At 71.6% G+C, this 15,273-nt stretch carries 16 protein-coding genes; 6 read left to right on the top strand and 10 right to left on the bottom strand.

What is annotated here, in order from left to right; all coding sequences use genetic code 11:
* Positions 1–7 precede the first annotated feature (7 nt).
* The 3 genes from EDF64_RS07340 to EDF64_RS07330 are packed head-to-tail and all read right to left on the bottom strand — an operon-like array spanning position 8 to position 1,706.
* Positions 8–982 (bottom strand): SURF1 family cytochrome oxidase biogenesis protein, encoded by a 975-nt coding sequence (locus EDF64_RS07340; RefSeq protein WP_133519385.1) that lies wholly within the window; start codon positions 980–982, stop codon positions 8–10.
* Positions 979–1,287 (bottom strand): hypothetical protein, encoded by a 309-nt coding sequence (locus EDF64_RS07335; RefSeq protein ID WP_432207018.1) that lies wholly within the window; start codon positions 1,285–1,287, stop codon positions 979–981. The genes EDF64_RS07340 and EDF64_RS07335 overlap by 4 nt, the downstream gene beginning before the upstream one ends.
* A complete protein-coding gene (locus tag EDF64_RS07330) occupies positions 1,287–1,706 on the bottom strand; it encodes a DUF3099 domain-containing protein (protein WP_133519384.1) in 420 nt (139 codons plus the stop codon). The genes EDF64_RS07335 and EDF64_RS07330 overlap by 1 nt, the downstream gene beginning before the upstream one ends.
* A 165-nt stretch (positions 1,707–1,871) precedes the next feature.
* Here EDF64_RS07330 and fabG point away from each other — a divergent pair, with 165 nt between their 5' ends.
* Positions 1,872–2,585: a 3-oxoacyl-ACP reductase FabG gene (fabG, locus tag EDF64_RS07325; RefSeq protein ID WP_133519383.1), complete on the top strand. Its 714-nt coding sequence runs from the start codon at positions 1,872–1,874 to the stop codon at positions 2,583–2,585.
* A 103-nt stretch (positions 2,586–2,688) separates the two neighbouring features.
* On the opposite strand, the gene serB is transcribed toward fabG, so the two are convergent.
* Both serB and EDF64_RS07315 read right to left on the bottom strand, forming a co-directional pair.
* Positions 2,689–3,327 (bottom strand): phosphoserine phosphatase SerB, encoded by a 639-nt coding sequence (serB, locus tag EDF64_RS07320; protein ID WP_133519382.1) that lies wholly within the window; start codon positions 3,325–3,327, stop codon positions 2,689–2,691.
* Positions 3,328–3,407: 80 nt separating this feature from the next.
* Complete coding sequence (locus tag EDF64_RS07315; protein WP_133519381.1) at positions 3,408–4,649, bottom strand: glucose-1-phosphate adenylyltransferase; 1,242 nt, start codon at positions 4,647–4,649, stop codon at positions 3,408–3,410.
* Positions 4,650–4,696: 47 nt separating this feature from the next.
* On the opposite strand from EDF64_RS07315, the gene glgA reads away from it, so the two are divergent.
* The 3 genes from glgA to EDF64_RS07300 all read left to right on the top strand — a co-directional run bounded on the left by glgA (position 4,697) and on the right by EDF64_RS07300 (position 7,071).
* Complete coding sequence (gene glgA / locus EDF64_RS07310; protein ID WP_133519380.1) at positions 4,697–5,896, top strand: glycogen synthase; 1,200 nt, start codon at positions 4,697–4,699, stop codon at positions 5,894–5,896.
* Between the two features lie 9 nt (positions 5,897–5,905).
* Positions 5,906–6,688, top strand: coding sequence for an ABC transporter ATP-binding protein (locus tag EDF64_RS07305; RefSeq protein ID WP_133519379.1), 783 nt, complete (start codon positions 5,906–5,908; stop codon positions 6,686–6,688).
* Positions 6,689–6,822: 134 nt separating this feature from the next.
* Complete coding sequence (locus EDF64_RS07300; protein ID WP_071293968.1) at positions 6,823–7,071, top strand: type B 50S ribosomal protein L31; 249 nt, start codon at positions 6,823–6,825, stop codon at positions 7,069–7,071.
* Between the two features lie 511 nt (positions 7,072–7,582).
* Here the strand turns inward: EDF64_RS07300 and EDF64_RS07295 are convergent.
* Complete coding sequence (locus EDF64_RS07295) at positions 7,583–8,341, bottom strand: 3'-5' exonuclease (protein WP_432207017.1); 759 nt, start codon at positions 8,339–8,341, stop codon at positions 7,583–7,585.
* A gap of 140 nt (positions 8,342–8,481) precedes the next feature.
* Positions 8,482–10,191 carry a maltose alpha-D-glucosyltransferase gene (treS, locus tag EDF64_RS07290; protein WP_133519378.1) on the bottom strand — a complete coding sequence of 570 codons (1,710 nt, stop codon included), beginning with the start codon at positions 10,189–10,191 and terminating at the stop codon, positions 8,482–8,484.
* A 236-nt stretch (positions 10,192–10,427) separates the two neighbouring features.
* Here treS and EDF64_RS07285 point away from each other — a divergent pair, with 236 nt between their 5' ends.
* Together EDF64_RS07285 and EDF64_RS07280 are read left to right on the top strand one after the other, a co-directional pair.
* Positions 10,428–11,621: an alpha/beta fold hydrolase gene (locus EDF64_RS07285; RefSeq protein ID WP_347813180.1), complete on the top strand. Its 1,194-nt coding sequence runs from the start codon at positions 10,428–10,430 to the stop codon at positions 11,619–11,621.
* The gene (locus tag EDF64_RS07280; protein ID WP_133519377.1) at positions 11,618–12,700 is read left to right on the top strand and encodes a glycosyltransferase family 4 protein; all 1,083 of its coding nucleotides are present in this window, start codon (positions 11,618–11,620) and stop codon (positions 12,698–12,700) included. Before EDF64_RS07285 ends, EDF64_RS07280 begins: the two co-directional genes overlap by 4 nt.
* A gap of 188 nt (positions 12,701–12,888) precedes the next feature.
* Here EDF64_RS07280 and EDF64_RS07275 read toward each other — a convergent pair whose 3' ends face one another.
* The 3 genes from EDF64_RS07275 to EDF64_RS07265 form a co-directional block, all read right to left on the bottom strand.
* Positions 12,889–13,638, bottom strand: coding sequence for a hypothetical protein (locus EDF64_RS07275; RefSeq protein ID WP_133519376.1), 750 nt, complete (start codon positions 13,636–13,638; stop codon positions 12,889–12,891).
* A 75-nt stretch (positions 13,639–13,713) separates the two neighbouring features.
* Positions 13,714–14,352: a histidine phosphatase family protein gene (locus EDF64_RS07270; protein WP_133519375.1), complete on the bottom strand. Its 639-nt coding sequence runs from the start codon at positions 14,350–14,352 to the stop codon at positions 13,714–13,716.
* The gene (locus EDF64_RS07265; RefSeq protein ID WP_133519374.1) at positions 14,349–15,209 is read right to left on the bottom strand and encodes a Sir2 family NAD-dependent protein deacetylase; all 861 of its coding nucleotides are present in this window, start codon (positions 15,207–15,209) and stop codon (positions 14,349–14,351) included. The genes EDF64_RS07270 and EDF64_RS07265 overlap by 4 nt, the downstream gene beginning before the upstream one ends.
* Between the last annotated feature and the right edge of the window lie 64 nt (positions 15,210–15,273).

The following is a 15,273-nucleotide window of genomic DNA, read 5'->3' as shown; positions in this document are numbered from 1 at the left end:
CGGCGCGTCAGCGGCCGGTGCGGAGCAGCTCGTCCTCGATCTCGGCGTCCGTCTTGGGCTTGGCGTCCTTGCGGCGCTGCCGCTCGAGGGCGCGCTCGCGCTCGTCCGGGTCGTCCTGGTTGAGGTTCCGGTACTCCTGCACCATGAGGTACGCGAGGAAGCCGAAGCCACCGGCCGCGAACATGAACCACTGGATGAAGTAGCTGAGGTGCAGGCCGGTGTCGGCGGTCGGCCGGTCCCAGCCGAGCGGGCGGGCCTCGGCCGGGGCCGGGGACTCGGACGCGAGCTGGCCGTAGGCGCCGGTCCAGATCGGCGGGTCGACCTTCTTCGCGACGTCGGACAGCGTCACCGACTGCACCTGGTCGGTGTGGGCCGGGTCGGTGCGGCCGGGGATGCGCGGCTCGCTCTGCTGCAGCCGCACGATCGCGGTGACCTCGCCGGTGGGGGGAGCCGGCACGTGGTCGGGGGCGTCCTGCGCGTTGCCGGTCGGGACCCAGCCCCGGTCGACGACGAACGCGCGGCCGTCGTCGGTGACGAGGGGCGTCAGGACCTCGAAGCCGGGCTGCCCGTTGTGCACGCGGTTGCGGACGAGCAGCTGGTCGTCGACGTCGTAGCGACCGGTGACGCTCACGCGGAGCCAGGTCTGCGAGTCGTCCCAGCTGGTGGCCCGGGGGAGCGCCTGGTCGAGCGGCACGGGGGTGTGCTCGTAGTTCTGCGCGACCTGTTCGTTCTGACGGACGGCCTCGTTGCGGCGGTCCCACTGCCACATGCCGAACAGCGTGCAGACGATCGCGAACGCCACGGCGATGGCGAAGTAGCCGAGCCACCGCCGGCTCTGCACGAACCGCCAGCCGACGAAGGGTTCGTCCGGGTCGCGCTCCGCACGGGTGTCCGCACGCGCACGGTCGGCAGCGGCCGCGCGTTCGAGCTTCTGGGCGTGCCGACGGCCGTACCGGGAGCCGGGGTCGAACTGATCCGTCACCGGCGCTCACCGGCCGCACGCGCACCGACGTCGTTCTTCGGGGCGTCGGCCGGGTCACGCTCGTCGTCGAGTCGGTCCACGTCCTCGTGCATGCCCGTCACCCGCACGGGGAAGGACCGGGAGCGCAGGTAGTCGGCGAGGAAGTCGCGGTGCTCGTCGCACGCCGCCCAGATCTTCACCCGGTCGATCGCGTGGATCCGCGGGTTCCGCCAGTTGACGCGCCAGGCGGCGGTCGAGACGCAGCCGGCGCGCGAGCACACCGGGGTCGAACCGGGTTCGGTGACGAGGTCGAAGGTCGCGCCCATCAGCGACGACCCCAGACACGGGACCGGTCGCCGGTGCGCTGCCACTCTTCCTGCGCGTGCTGGGCCTGTTCACGCAGACGGTCCTGCTCGGCGCGGTACGCCTCGGCACGGGCGTCCTCCTGCTGTTCGCGGAGGCCCGGGTCGACGGCGTCGTACAGCTCGATGGCACCGGCGGGCGAGACGATGTCGCTCTCGGTGTGGTTGCCGGCGTTCGCGATCACCACGGCGACCCACGGGATGACGCCGGCGAGGACGATCGGGATGACGGCGAGCCAGGTGTGCCAGACGGACCACACGAGCACTGCGCCGACGAAGAAGACCACACGGACGGCCATCTGCCAGACGTAACGGGACAGGCGGTGCGCGCGGTCCTGCTCCGGTGAGTCCGGGAGGGACGTGATGCTGTTCGTCTGCTTCATCCGATGTTCTTTCCTCTGCCCTGGTCCAGCCTAAGCCCGACCACTGACAGATGTGGGCAGCACGCGGGGGACAGGTGCGTCCATCGGCTCCGGTACGCTCGTCCGGGCGTGTCCGACCGGTCCCGGCATCGGCGCGCCGAGCACCCCACCCCGAACGGAGCGACCATGAGCACCCCCCGTACCGTCCTCGTCACCGGCGGCAACCGCGGCATCGGCCACGCCCTCGCCGCACGGTTCGTCGCCGCCGGACACCGCGTCGCCGTGACGTCCCGGAGCGGGCAGGGTGGCCCCGAGGGTGCGCTCACGGTGCAGGCCGACATCACCGACAGTGCCTCGGTGGACGCCGCGTTCACCCGCGTCGAGGCCGAGCTCGGACCGATCGAGGTGCTCGTGGCGAACGCCGGCATCACGAACGACCAGCTGCTGCTCCGGATGTCCGAAGAGGACTTCACGAGCGTGATCGACACCAACCTGACCGGCACCTTCCGGGTCGTCAAGCGCGCCACCAAGGGCATGATGAAGGCCAAGTTCGGTCGCATCGTGCTGATGTCGAGCGTCGTCGGCGCGTACGGCCAGGTCGGCCAGGTCAACTACGCCTCGTCGAAGGCCGCCCTCGTCGGCATGGCCCGCTCGATCACGCGGGAGCTCGGCTCGCGCGGGATCACCGCCAACGTCGTCGCGCCCGGGTTCATCCAGACCGACATGACGGCGGCGCTGCCGGACGAGCTGCAGGCCGAGTTCAAGAAGCAGATCCCGGCCGCCCGCTACGGCACGGTCGACGACGTCGCGGACGCCACGCTGTTCCTCGCCGGGGACGGTGCCGGGTACATCTCCGGAGCGGTGATCCCGGTCGACGGTGGCCTCGGCATGGGGCACTGACCCCGCCAGCGCCTGCGCCTGCGCGTCGTTTCGTGCCCAGCGACAGTTCACGGGTGCTCGCGCGCGTGAGGTGCCGCTGAGCGCGAAGAACCGGACGGTCCGCTCAGCCGCGGAGGCCGAGCGTCGCGAGCACCGCGGACAGGTCGCGGTCGACGACCGCCACGTCCGCCTGCTCGCGCACCCGCGGCTTCGCGTCGAACGCGACCGACAGGGCGGCGACGCGCATCATCTCGAGGTCGTTCGCGCCGTCGCCGACCGCCACGGTCCGCGCCGCGTCCACGCCGCCGGCCGCTGCCCACTCCCGCAGCGCCACGGCCTTGGCGTGCGCGTCGACGACGTCGCCGAGCACCCGCCCGGTGAGGACGCCGTCGGTCACCTCGAGCCGGTTCGCCCGGCAGTGGTCGAGCCCGAGTCGTTCCGCGAACGGGTCGAGGACCTCGTGGAACCCGCCGGACACCACCCCCACGGTGCCGCCGGCGGCGTGCACCCCGCGGACGAGTTCGTCGGCTCCGCGCGTCACACGGACCGCGTCCTGCGCACGACGGAAGACGTCGACCTGGAGGCCCGCCAGGGTCGCGACACGCTCCCGGAGGCTCTCGGCGAAGTCGATCTCCCCGCGCATGGCGCGCTCCGTGATCGCCTCCACCTGTGGCCGGGTTCCCGCGCTGTCGGCCAGCAGCTCGATGACCTCGTCCTCGAGGAGCGTGGAATCGGCATCGAGGACGATGAGGAAGCGGGGCACGCACCAACGGTACCGACTGCAGGAGGCGCGGTCGTCCGTGTGACGTGCGCCGCGCCTCCAGGCAGTGTGCTGGTGCGCATCTACGCGTCGACGCGGACGCCCTTGCCGACCACGGTGATGCCGGATTCGGTGACGGTGAAGCCGCGGGCTTCGTCCGCCTCGCGGTCGACGCCGACCTTCGCGCCCGGCGCGATGACCACGTCCTTGTCGAGGATCGCGCGGTTCACGACGGAACCGGCGCCGATCGACGCCCGCTCGAACACGATCGAGTCGAGCACCTTCGCGCCGGAGTCGATGCCGCACCACGGGCCGATCATGCTGCGTTCGACCTGCGCGCCGGAGACGAGGCAGCCGAGCGACACGAGCGAGTCCACGGTGGACCCGGTGTTGCCGTTCGCGTCACGGACGAACTTCGCCGGGGGCAGGTTCGTCTGCTGGTTGAAGATCGGCCAGTCCTGGTTGTACAGGTTGAACACCGGCACCGGCGCGATGAGGTCCATGTGGGCGTCGTAGAACGAGTCGATCGTCCCCACGTCGCGCCAGTAGTACCGGTCGCGCTCGTTCGACCCGGGCACGTCGTTGCGCTTGAGGTCGTACACGCCAGCGTCGCCGCGGTTCACGAAGTCGGGGACGATGTCGCCGCCCATGTCGTGGTCCGACGTCTCGATCTGACCGTCGCGGAGGACCGCGTCCACCAGGGCGTCGGCGTTGAAGACGTAGTTGCCCATCGACGCGAGGATCTCGCCGGGGGAGTCGGCGAGCCCGACGGCGTCCTTCGGCTTCTCGAGGAAGGCCTCGATCTTCGTCGGGTCGTCGTCGGCGACCTGGATCACGCCGAACTGGTCGGCGAGGCCGATCGGCTGCCGGATCGCGGCGACGGTGGCGCTGCGGCCGGAAGCGATGTGCGCCTCGACCATCTGGTGGAAGTCCATCCGGTACACGTGGTCCGCGCCGACCACGACGACGATGTCGGGTCGTTCGTCACGGAGCAGGTTGAGTGACTGCAGGATCGCGTCCGCCGAGCCGGCGAACCAGCGCTTGCCGAGTCGCTGCTGCGCCGGCACCGAGGCGACGTAGGAGCCGAGCAGGCCCTCCATGCGCCAGGTCTCGGCGACGTGGCGGTCGAGGCTGTGGGACTTGTACTGGGTCAGGACCACGACCTTCTGCAGCCCGGAGTTCACCAGGTTCGAGAGCGCGAAGTCGATGAGACGGAAGTTCCCGCCGAACGGGACAGCGGGCTTCGCGCGGTCGGCCGTGAGCGGCATGAGCCGCTTTCCCTCGCCTCCGGCGAGCACGATGCCGAATACCTTCTTTGGTGCCATGCCGCTCACAGTAGGCGTCAGCACTGGGAACCCGTTACGTTGAACGCGTGCGAGTCGATCTGCTGACCAGGGAGTATCCGCCGGAGGTCTACGGCGGTGCGGGTGTCCACGTGGCCGAACTGACCGCGGCGCTGCGGTCCGGGACGGACACCGAGGTGCGCGTCCGCGCCTTCGGGGCGTTCCGCGACGAGGCCGACGTGTGGGCCTACCGGACCCCGGACGGTCTCGAGCAGGCCAACGGCGCGCTGCAGGCGCTCGGCACCGACGTCGCCATCGCGGCCGACGTCGAGGGCGCCGACGTCGTGCACTCGCACACCTGGTACGCGAACGCGGCAGGCCGGATCGCGCAGTTGACCTACGGCGTCCCGCACGTCGTCACCGCGCACAGCCTCGAGCCGCTCCGCCCGTGGAAGGCCGAGCAGCTCGGCGGCGGGTACCGCCTGTCGAGCTGGATGGAGCGCGAGGCGTTCGAGCAGGCCGACGGCGTCATCGCGGTGTCGAAGGCCATGCGCGCGGACATCCTCCGCTCGTACCCGTCGATCGACCCGGCGAAGGTGCACGTCGTCTACAACGGCATCGACATCGAGGAGTGGAAGCCGACCGTCGACGACGACGCCGTGCGCGGCCTTGGGATCGACCCGTCGAAGCGGAGCGTCGTGTTCGTCGGCCGCATCACGCGGCAGAAGGGCCTGCCCTACCTGCTCCGTGCGGTGGCGTCGCTGCCGGAGGACGTCCAGATCGTCCTCTGCGCCGGCGCCCCGGACACGCCGGAGATCATGGCCGAGGTCACCGCGCTGGTCGACTCGCTGCGTTCCACCCGGGACGGCGTCGTCTGGATCGACCGGATGCTCTCCCACCAGGAGATCGTGAACGTGCTGTCCTCCGGCACGGTGTTCGTCTGCCCGTCGGTCTACGAGCCGCTCGGGATCGTCAACCTCGAGGCCATGGCGTGCGGGATCCCCGTCGTCGGCACCGGCACCGGCGGCATCCCCGAGGTCGTCGCCGACGGCTTCACCGGACGCGTCGTGCCGATCGACCAGGTGCAGGACGGTACCGGCACGCCGACGGACCCGGACCGCTTCGTGGCCGACCTCGCGGCGACCCTCGAAGAGGTCCTCGCCGACGAGGGGCTGGCGAAGCTCATGGGCCGCGCCGGACGGCTCCGCGTCGAGACCGAGTTCACCTGGGACGCGATCGCCCAGCGGACACGGCAGGTCTACGACGAGGTGCTCGGCCGGACCCCGTAGGCTTGACGCATGCCCTCGGTCGTGCGCTTGTCAGACGTCTCCGTGGTCCGCAACGGGGCCACCATCCTCGACGAGATCTCGTGGGAGGTGCAGGACGACGAACGCTGGGTCGTGCTCGGTGCCAACGGTGCCGGCAAGACCACGCTGCTGCAGGTCGCGGGCGCGCAGACCTTCCCGACCTCGGGTGAGGTCGAGGTGCTCGGCACGGAACTCGGCGGCGCCGACCTGTTCGAGCTCCGGCCCCGCATCGGCTTCGCGTCGACCGCCCTCGCGCGTCGGATCCCGGTGACCGAGAAGGTCATCGACGTGGTCCTCACCGCCGCGTACTCGGTCACGGGTCGCTGGAACGAGGAGTACGAGGAGCTCGACGTCCGCCGTGCGCAGCGCGTGCTCGACGAGTGGGGCCTCGGCGCGTTCACCGACCGCACGTTCGGCGAGCTGAGCGACGGCGAGCAGAAGCGCGTCCAGATCGCCCGCGCCGTGATGACGGACCCGGAGATCCTGTTCCTCGACGAGCCCGCGGCGTCGCTCGACCTCGGCGCACGAGAGAGCCTCGTCCGCACCCTCGGCGGCTACGCCCAGAGCGACGACTCGCCCGCGATCGTCATCGTCACCCACCACGTCGAGGAGATCCCCGCCGGGTTCACCCACGCGCTGGTCCTCGCCGACGGCCACGTGCAGGCCGCTGGGCCCATCGACGAGGTCCTCACCGCCGAGACCCTCACCCAGGCGTTCGGCATCGACCTGACCGTCACGAAGGACGCCGGCCGCTACACGGCACGCGCGGCCTGATCCTGCTCCCGTTGCGGCTCGCTGTCTGGTAACGTAGACGGCTGGCGCAAGCCGCAGACTTCCCGCGTCGTGCGCGTGCACGTGCTCGTGCGAGTGCCGCGCACCTTTCCACAACCGCTATCCGAGGAATCTCCATGAAGACCGACACCCACCCCGAGTACCGCGCCATCGTCTTCCGCGACCTGGCTTCCGGTGAGACGTTCCTGACGCGTTCGACCGCGAACAGCGACAAGACCATCGAGCTCGACGGTGCGACCTACCCGGTCATCGACGTCGAGATCTCGTCCGCGTCGCACCCGTTCTACACGGGCAAGCAGCGCATCCTCGACTCGGCCGGTCGCGTCGAGAAGTTCAACCAGCGCTTCAAGGGCTTCGGCAAGTAAGCAGCCCTTCGCTCCACGAGACGGGCGGCTCTCCTTCGGGAGGGCCGCCCGTTTCGTCGTGCGGGCGGCCGGTCGCGCGGCGGCGGCGGGGCGGCGGCGGGGCGCTTCGCACAACCAAAGTGCGTTCGAACCGCGGCGACGCACGGCTCAGCGGCACTTTGGTTGTGCGCGGCGGCGGCGGCGCGGCAGCGTCAGCGGCGGCGGCGTGGTGGCGGCGAACGGTGCGGCGATGGCGGTGCGGTGCGGTGCGGTGGCGGCGCGGCGGTGCGGCGGCGGGGCGCTTCGCACAACCAAAGTGCGTTCGAACCGCGGCGACGCACGGCTCGGCGGCACTTTGGTTGTGCGGGGCGGCGGCGCGGCGGCGGCGACGCGCAGCACCAGCGGCGGCGGGCCGGGTCGAACCACGGAAACGACATCGAACCGGGCGCGTGACCCGGTTCGATGTCGTTTGCGTGGTTCGGCGGCGGCGGCGGTGCCAGCGCCAGGCGCGCGAGAGCGTCGCGCCCGCGGCTCAGCCGGCGTTGCGGTGCGGCCAGCGACCGTCGGCCGTGAAGGACGGGTCGCGCTTCTTCCGCATGTAGTCCTGGAACGAGCTGGCCTGCTCGGCGCACCAGCCGACCTGCTTGCGGTGGAGCTCCTCGGCGGAGACACCGAGCTCCTGCGGGTACTTCGCCGCGATGGCCTGCGCGACACGCCCGGCAGCGATGGCGTCGGCCCCGGCGTCGTGCGCGTCGTCGAGGGTGACGCCGTAGAGCTCCGACGCGGCCTCGAGCGTGCGCTTGCCCTTCCGGAAGGTGTCGAGCGCCTTGTCGATCACGAGCGGGTCGACGACGTTGCCGATGACGGGGGAGGCGATGCCGTGGCGCTTTGCCTCGCGATCGAGGACGGTCAGGTCGTACGGGGCGTTGTAGATCACGAGCGGGATGCCTCGGGCGAACACGGCCTCGACCGCGGCGATGATCTCCGCCACGACCTCGGCCGCGGGACGACCGTCGGCGCGAGCGCGTTCGGTGGTGATGCCGTGGACCGCGGCGGCGCCCTCGGGGATCTCGACGCCGGGGTCGGCGAGCCAGGCGCCTTCGACGATGGAGCGGCCGGTCATGTCGATCAGGCCGACGTGGGCGGTGACGATGCGTGCGGTCTCGACGTCGACACCGGTGGTCTCGAGGTCGAACACCCCGAGTGCGTGCCACCAGGGGCGGCCGGCGAGGTCCTGCGGCGCGCCGGGTTCGGTGGCGGGCGTGTCGAGCGCGGTTGCGGAGTACGTCACGTGACGAGGCTAACGGCGCGCACCGACACGCCGGACGCGACCCGCCCGGCGGGGGCGAGCCGCGCCTCCAGGCCGACGGACCGAGCCGGCCGACGGACCGAGCCGGCCGACGGACCCAGCCGGCCGACGGACCGAGCCGCCTACTGGACCGGCGCGCCGACGTGCAGCCAGTAGAAGGACTGCGTGCCCATCGTGAGCGTGACCTCACCCGAGGCGTCGAACGACGGGAACGAACCCCCGCCGAACAGGTCGTAGAGCGGCCGGCCCGCGTACTCCGGCGCCGAGATCGTCACCGAGGTCGGGTTCGTCGCGAACGAGAAGACGCAGAGGACGTCCTCGGCGGAGGGCCCGAACTGCTGCCCGGAGCCCTCCCACGAGCGGACGAACGCCAGGACCGAGTCGTTCGTGGTCTCCTGCACCTGCAGGGTCCCGAGGCCGAACACCGGGTGGGCCTTCCGCACGTGGATGACGTTCCGCACCCAGTGCAGGAGCGAGCGGGACTGTGCGAGCTGCGCTTCGACGTTCACCTGCGCGTAGTTGTACACGAGCGACTGCACGACGGGCAGGTACAGCTTGCCGGGGTCCGCGGTGGAGAAGCCCGCGTTCCGGTCCGGCGTCCACTGCATCGGCGTGCGCGAGGAGTCGCGGTCCGGCAGCCAGATGTTGTCGCCCATCCCGATCTCGTCGCCGTAGTACAGGAACGGGGACCCGGGCAGCGAGAACAGCAGCGCGTGGATGAGCTCGAGCTCGGCGCGGGAGTTGTCGAGCAGGGGCGCGAGGCGTCGGCGGATGCCGATGTTCGACCGCATCCGCGGGTCGTAGCCGTACCAGCCGTACATCGCCTGCCGGTACTCCTCGCTGACCATCTCGAGGGTGAGCTCGTCGTGGTTGCGGAGGAAGACGCCCCACGCGGCACTGGCCGGCACGTCGAGGGTCTCGGAGAGGATCGCCTTGAGCTCGGCGGCGTGCTGCGCCCGGAGCGAGTAGAAGATGCGGGGCATCACGGGGAAGTCGAACGCCATGTGGCACTCGGGCTCCTCGTCGGTGCCGAAGAACGCGGCGGTCTCGCGCGGCCACTGGTTCGCCTCGGCCAGGAGGACACGCCCGGGGTACTCGTCGTCGACCATCGCGCGGAGCTTCTTGATGAACTCGTGCGTCTCCGGTTCACCCTCGCCGTTGCCCTCCTCCGACTCGAACAGGTACGGGATGGCGTCGAGCCGGAGCCCGTCCACCCCGAGGTCGAGCCAGTGCCGGACGACGTCGTACACCGCCTCGACGACCGCCGGGTTCTCGAAGTTGAGGTCGGGCTGGTGCGAGAAGAAGCGGTGGAAGAAGAACTGCCGGCGGACCGGGTCGAACGTCCAGTTCGACTCCTCGGTGTCGACGAAGATGATGCGGATGTTCTCGTACTCGGTGTCCGTGTCGCGCCAGACGTAGAAGTCGCCGTAGGGGCCGTCCGGGTCCTCGCGGGACTGCTGGAACCACTCGTGCTGGTCGCTGGTGTGGTTGATCACCATGTCGATGACGATGCGCATGTTGCGCTCGTGCGACTTCGTGACGAGTTCGCGGAAGTCGTCGAGGGTGCCGAACTCCGGCAGGATCGCCTTGTAGTCGGCGATGTCGTACCCGCCGTCGCGCATCGGCGACTTGAAGAACGGCGGCAGCCACAGGGCGTCGACGCCGAGCCACTGCAGGTAGTCGAGCTTGCCGATGACGCCCTGGAGATCACCGATCCCGTCGCCGTTGGAGTCGACGAAGGAGCGGATCATGCACTCGTAGAAGACCGAGCGCTTGTACCACTGCGGGTCCAGTGTCAGGCCGGGGAGCTGGATCGGGGCGGTGAACGTCACCCTGGACACGCTAGGCCGCCACGGGTCCGGTTGTCCGCAGAAAGGGCGGACTGCAGGGCGGACGGGAGGGCAGCAGGGCGGACAGCAGGTCGGACCGGCTGTCGGACCGCAGGGCGGACGGCAGGACGGACGGGAGGCGCGGCTCGCCCTCCACAGGCGGCTCACGTCGACGAGTTGTCCACGTTCTCCCGCGGGGTGCGGAGAGCGTCCGGGCGTGCGTTCGTAGACTGGCCGGGATGCAACCGCCCGTGCTCTCCCCGTACCAGTCGCTGATGGCCGCCACCCCGGTCGTCCACCGCTCCGTGCAGGTCGACGGCCGCACCACGCACTACTGGGTCTACGGCCCGGAGGACGCCGACCGGACGGTCCTCGCCGTGCACGGGTTCCGCGGGGACCACCACGGGCTCGAGACGATCGCGGCCCACCTGCAGGGCGTCCGGGTGATCGTGCCCGACCTGCCCGGGTTCGGCGTGTCGGATCCGCTGCCGGTGTCGGACATCGACTCGTACGTCGGGTGGCTCACCGGACTCCACGCGGCGCTCGGGCTCGGACGCGACACCGTCGTCCTCGGGCACTCGTTCGGCTCGATCGTCGTCGCCGCGACGGTGGCCGCTGGGCTCGACACGCGGTTGCTCGTCCTGGTGAACCCGATCGCGGCTCCCGCCCTGCAGGGTCCACGGGCCGTCGGCACCGGCATCGCGATCGGCTACTACCGCGCGGGTGCCGTGCTGCCGAAGCCACTCGGGCTCGGCCTGCTGCGGAACCCGGCGATCGTCCGGGTGATGAGCATCGCGATGCTCAGGTCGCACGACCGTGATCTGCGTCGGTGGGTGCACAACCAGCACGACCGGTACTTCTCGGCGTTCGCGAACCGCACGAGCGTGCTCGAGGCGTTCCGTACCTCGGTCACGCACGACGTCTCGGAGTTCGCGGACCGCATCACGGTGCCGGTGCTCATGATCGCGGCCGAGCACGACGACATCACCGCGGTCCCGGAGCAGCGGGCGCTGGCCGCACGGTTGCGGGACGCCGAGCTCGTCGTGATCCCGCAGGTGGGGCACCTGGTGCACTACGAGACGCCGGACGTGGCGGCCGAGGCGGTGCTGCGGCGGATGGCAGACGCGCCCCGGCGGACGAAGCGGGACGGTCGGACCAAGGCGGGTCGCGCCTCCAGGCGGCCGACGGCCACCGACGCGCGCGCCGACGCTGCGCGCGCCGACGCTGCGCGCGCCGACGCTGCGCGCGCCGACGCTGCACGAGCCGACGGCGCGCGCGCCGACGCTGCGCGCACGGACGCAGCTCGTACCGATGTCGCTCGCGCCGACGCAGCTCGCACCGCCCCGCGTTCCGACGCACGCGACCGGACGGGCACCGACACCGCCGCGGGCGACTCGGCCGCCGGTGGCCCGACCGACGGCGGCGTGTCGTGACGCGCCTCCGCATCGGCATCGACTGCCGCTACGTCCGCATCGGCCGCCACGACGGCATCAGCCGCTTCACCGCCGGCGTCGTCGCGCACCTGCCGGATCGGCACGACTACACCCTGCTCGTGCACGACGAGCGGCAGCTCGAGTCCCTGCCCGCCGGCCTGCCGTGGGAACTCCTGCCCACGCCGACCGAACCGAGGGAGCCGCTCGTCGCCCGCCGGGTGAACCGGCTCGGCCTCGACGCCGTGTTCTCGCCGATGCAGACCATGGGCTCCCGCGGTCGCGACTACGCGCTCGTGCTGACCCTGCACGACCTCATCTACTACCGGAACCGGACGCCTCCGCGGGAGTTCTCGTGGCCGCTCCGGCTCGGATGGCGGGCGTTCCACCTCAGCTGGGTGCCGCAGCGGGTGCTCCTCAACGGCGCCGACGGCGTCGTGACGGTGTCCGAGACGACCGCCGGGCTCATCGCGGAGCACCGGCTCACGAAGCGCCCCGTGACGGTCGCGTACAACGCCGCCGACCCTGCTGCACGTCGACCGGCGAACGGCGACCGCGAGAAGACCCTCGTCTACATGGGGTCGTTCATGCCGTACAAGAACGTCGAGACCCTGGCGGCGGCGCTCCCGCTCCTCGGTGCCGACTGGGTGCTGCACTGCATGTCGCGGGTGTCGGACGCGGACCGCGCACGGCTGAGCAGCCTCGCGCCGGCGGGGTCGATCGTGTTCCACGACGGCGCGACCGACGACGAGTACCTCGCGGTGCTGCGGTCGGCGACTGCCCTGGCCACGGCCTCGTACGACGAGGGCTTCGGCATCCCCCTGGTCGAGGCGATGGGTGTCGGCACGCCCGTGGTCGTCAGCGACGTGCCGATCTTCCGCGAGATCGGTGGCGAGGCGGCCGAGTACTTCGACCCGTCGTCACCGTCCGCGGTCGCTGCTGCGGTGCGCCGCCTGGAGGCACGGTGGGACGCCGCCTCGGAGGCCTCGGTCGCGCAGGCGGCCCGGTTCCGGTGGGACGACTCGGCCGAGCAGGTCGTCCGGGCGGTCGAGCGGGCGGTCGCGGAGCGCGGCGCGCGCTGACGCGCGCGGCCCGCGGCCCGCGGCCCGCGGCCCGCGGCGCGCGGCCCGGTCGGCGGCCCCGGCCGCGTTGTTTCGGGGTGAGCGACAGTTCACGGGCGCTGCGGCCCGTGAGGTGTCGGTGAGCGCGAAAGAACGCGCGGGGCGCGGCGGCGGCGGGCGCGGGCGCGGCGGGCGCGGCGTGCGGCGCGTCAGGGCGACGGGGGCGCCGACCGCAGCGTCGCGCCGGGGAACACGGCGTGGGCGTCCTGCTTCGCCTGCTCCATGATGGCGCCGAGCGCGTCGCCGGTGCCGACCGTCTCGACGGTGATCGTCTGCGCCCCGGGGTCGTCCGAGGGGGCGTCGTCGGTCCAGGCGCAGCGCACGCCGGTCACCCCGCCGATGGTGTCGAGCTTCCGGGCGAGGGCCAACCGCTTGCCGGTGGCGTCGCCGTCGCCGGACACGCCGACCTCGAGCGCGCCGAGGTCCGCCACCGCGAACACCCGCACGCCGTTGCCGCTCGCGTCGTCCGCCGCGGCGCTGAGGGCGTCGACGACGGCGGTGCGCTCGGCATCGGAGAGGGTCGGGGCCACGGCGACGGTGGACTCCACGTCGTAGCTGGCGAACGAGGTCTTCGTGGGCTCGTCGCTCCGGACGCGCTGGACACCCTCGACGTCGCCCGCCACGGAGCCGAAGCGATCGAGTGCTGCCTCTGGGCGGGGGAACACCCCGCCGACGCCGTTCTGCACGCTGCCGACGATGGTGACGAGCACGAGGGCGATGACCCCGGCGGTGACCACCACGCCGACCGCGATGAGGCCCCCGCGGCCCAGGCGCTGCCGCGGTGTGCGCACCGCGACCGACTCGGTGTCCGGTCCGAAGGCGCGGTCGAGGTCGTCCGCCTCGGTGGACTGCGACCAGGCCGGTCGGGCACCACCGGTGCCGGGTTCGTCGACGGTCATGTCAGCCCCCTCACGCGCACGGGTCTGCGAGTGCCTCGGAGCCTAGTACGACGGGTCCGACACCGGTGCGGGGGTTCAGCCGCGGCGCTCGAGCGGGTTCTGGTACTCGAAGGCGTAGCGGCCCGGGCCGTCGGAGACGTCGTCGATCGGGTCGTCGAACCGGACGAGCTCGGCGTGGAAGCGTTCCGGGTCCCACCGGAAGGAGTGCACGGACCCGTTCCGGATCGGGGTGGAGTGCCGGTCGGCGGTACCGGGCACGGCGGCGTTCACGATGCTCCGGATGACGGCGCCGTGCGTGGCGACCACCACCGAGCCGGCGTCGTAGCGCACGGCGATCTCGGCGAGGGTCTCGGTCACGCGGGCGAGGAGCGCGCTGCGGGACTCGCGTCCGGGGATGTCGTCGTGCGGGTACCGCTCGAGGACCTCGTCGTTGGTGAGCCCCTCGGCTTCGCCGTAGGACCGTTCGGCCAGCCCGGCGTACGTCGACGGCGCGGCGAGCCCGAGGTGCTCGGCGATGATCGAGCCGGTCTCGAACGCCCGCGACAGCGGCGAGGCAACGACCGCGTCGAAGCGTCGGCGCTCGAGCAGGGTCGCGGTCGCTGCGGCCTGGCTGCGTCCGGTCGCGTTGAGGGGGATGTCCGTCGAGCCCTGGATGCGTCGCTGCGCGTTCCAGTCGGTCTCGCCGTGCCGGACCAGGTACAGGAGCGTCGTCACCGCTCGATCATCGCAGACGGGTCGAGTCGTTCCGCCAGGGCCTGGAGGGTCTCGGTGGTGCCGGCGTCGAGCTTCACGGCTGCCCGGCGGTCGCTGCGGGTCTCGCCGCGGTTCACGATGACGACCGGGTGCTTCCGCCGTGTGGCGTGGTCGACGAGCCGGACGCCGGAGTTCACGGTGAGCGAGGAGCCGACGACGACGAGGGCCTCGGCCTCGGCCACGATCGACACGGCCTCGCGGAACTTCTCGGCGGGCACGAACTCGCCGAAGAACACCACGTCGGGCTTCAGCACGCCGCCGCACACCGAGCAGTCGGGGACGCGGAACCGCTCCACGTCGGTGATCTCGACGTCGCCGTCCGGCTGGAGCTGCACGGAGCCGGGTTCGTCGATCCACGGGTTCTCGCGGTCGAGCACGGTCGCGAGGTCGGCGCGGGAGAACACCTGCCCGCACGTCAGGCAGACCGCGCGGTCCATCGAACCGTGGACCTCGACGACGCGGCGGGAGCCGGCGCGGAGGTGCAGTCCGTCGACGTTCTGCGTGATGACGCCGGTGACGATGCCGTCGCGCTCGAGTCCGGCGAGCGCCCGGTGCCCGGCGTTCGGACGCGCGGCGGCGAAGGTGCGCCAGCCGAGGTGCGACCCGGCCCAGTAGCGCTGCCGCTTCGCCGGGTCGGCGCGGAACTCCTGGAAGGTCATCGGCTTCCGGACGACCCGGCCTGCTCCGCGGTAGTCGGGGATGCCGGAGTCGGTGCTCAGGCCGGCGCCGGAGAGCACGGCGATCCGCTTGCCGGCGAGCAGCTCGACCGCACGGTCGAGATCCGCGTCCGCGGTGCTGGGCTGTTCGCTCGTGGCCATCGTGTTCACGGTACCCTCAACAGCCGACCGTCCCGGTCACTTCCCCGCACGCACCACACCGAAT

It is taken from the genome of Curtobacterium flaccumfaciens, assembly GCF_004361695.1.
Taxonomy (GTDB): Bacteria; Actinomycetota; Actinomycetes; order Actinomycetales; family Microbacteriaceae; genus Curtobacterium; species Curtobacterium flaccumfaciens_B.
The sequence above is the reverse complement of the archived record's forward strand: the minus strand, read 5'-3'. Positions and strand labels throughout refer to the sequence as shown.

What these genes read in the sequence shown, in the direction of transcription:
- EDF64_RS07335 (WP_432207018.1), bottom strand. Translation starts at nt 1,287, where the DNA reads ATGGGCGCGACCTTCGACCTCGTCACCGAACCCGGTTCGACCCCGGTG.
- EDF64_RS07275 (WP_133519376.1), bottom strand. Translation starts at nt 13,638, where the DNA reads ATGACCGTCGACGAACCCGGCACCGGTGGTGCCCGACCGGCCTGGTCG.
- EDF64_RS07265 (WP_133519374.1), bottom strand. Translation starts at nt 15,209, where the DNA reads ATGGCCACGAGCGAACAGCCCAGCACCGCGGACGCGGATCTCGACCGT.
- EDF64_RS07305 (WP_133519379.1), top strand. Translation starts at nt 5,906, where the DNA reads ATGCCCTCGGTCGTGCGCTTGTCAGACGTCTCCGTGGTCCGCAACGGG.
- EDF64_RS07285 (WP_347813180.1), top strand. Translation starts at nt 10,428, where the DNA reads ATGCAACCGCCCGTGCTCTCCCCGTACCAGTCGCTGATGGCCGCCACC.
- EDF64_RS07330 (WP_133519384.1), bottom strand. Translation starts at nt 1,706, where the DNA reads ATGAAGCAGACGAACAGCATCACGTCCCTCCCGGACTCACCGGAGCAG.
- fabG (WP_133519383.1), top strand. Translation starts at nt 1,872, where the DNA reads ATGAGCACCCCCCGTACCGTCCTCGTCACCGGCGGCAACCGCGGCATC.
- EDF64_RS07300 (WP_071293968.1), top strand. Translation starts at nt 6,823, where the DNA reads ATGAAGACCGACACCCACCCCGAGTACCGCGCCATCGTCTTCCGCGAC.
- EDF64_RS07315 (WP_133519381.1), bottom strand. Translation starts at nt 4,649, where the DNA reads ATGGCACCAAAGAAGGTATTCGGCATCGTGCTCGCCGGAGGCGAGGGA.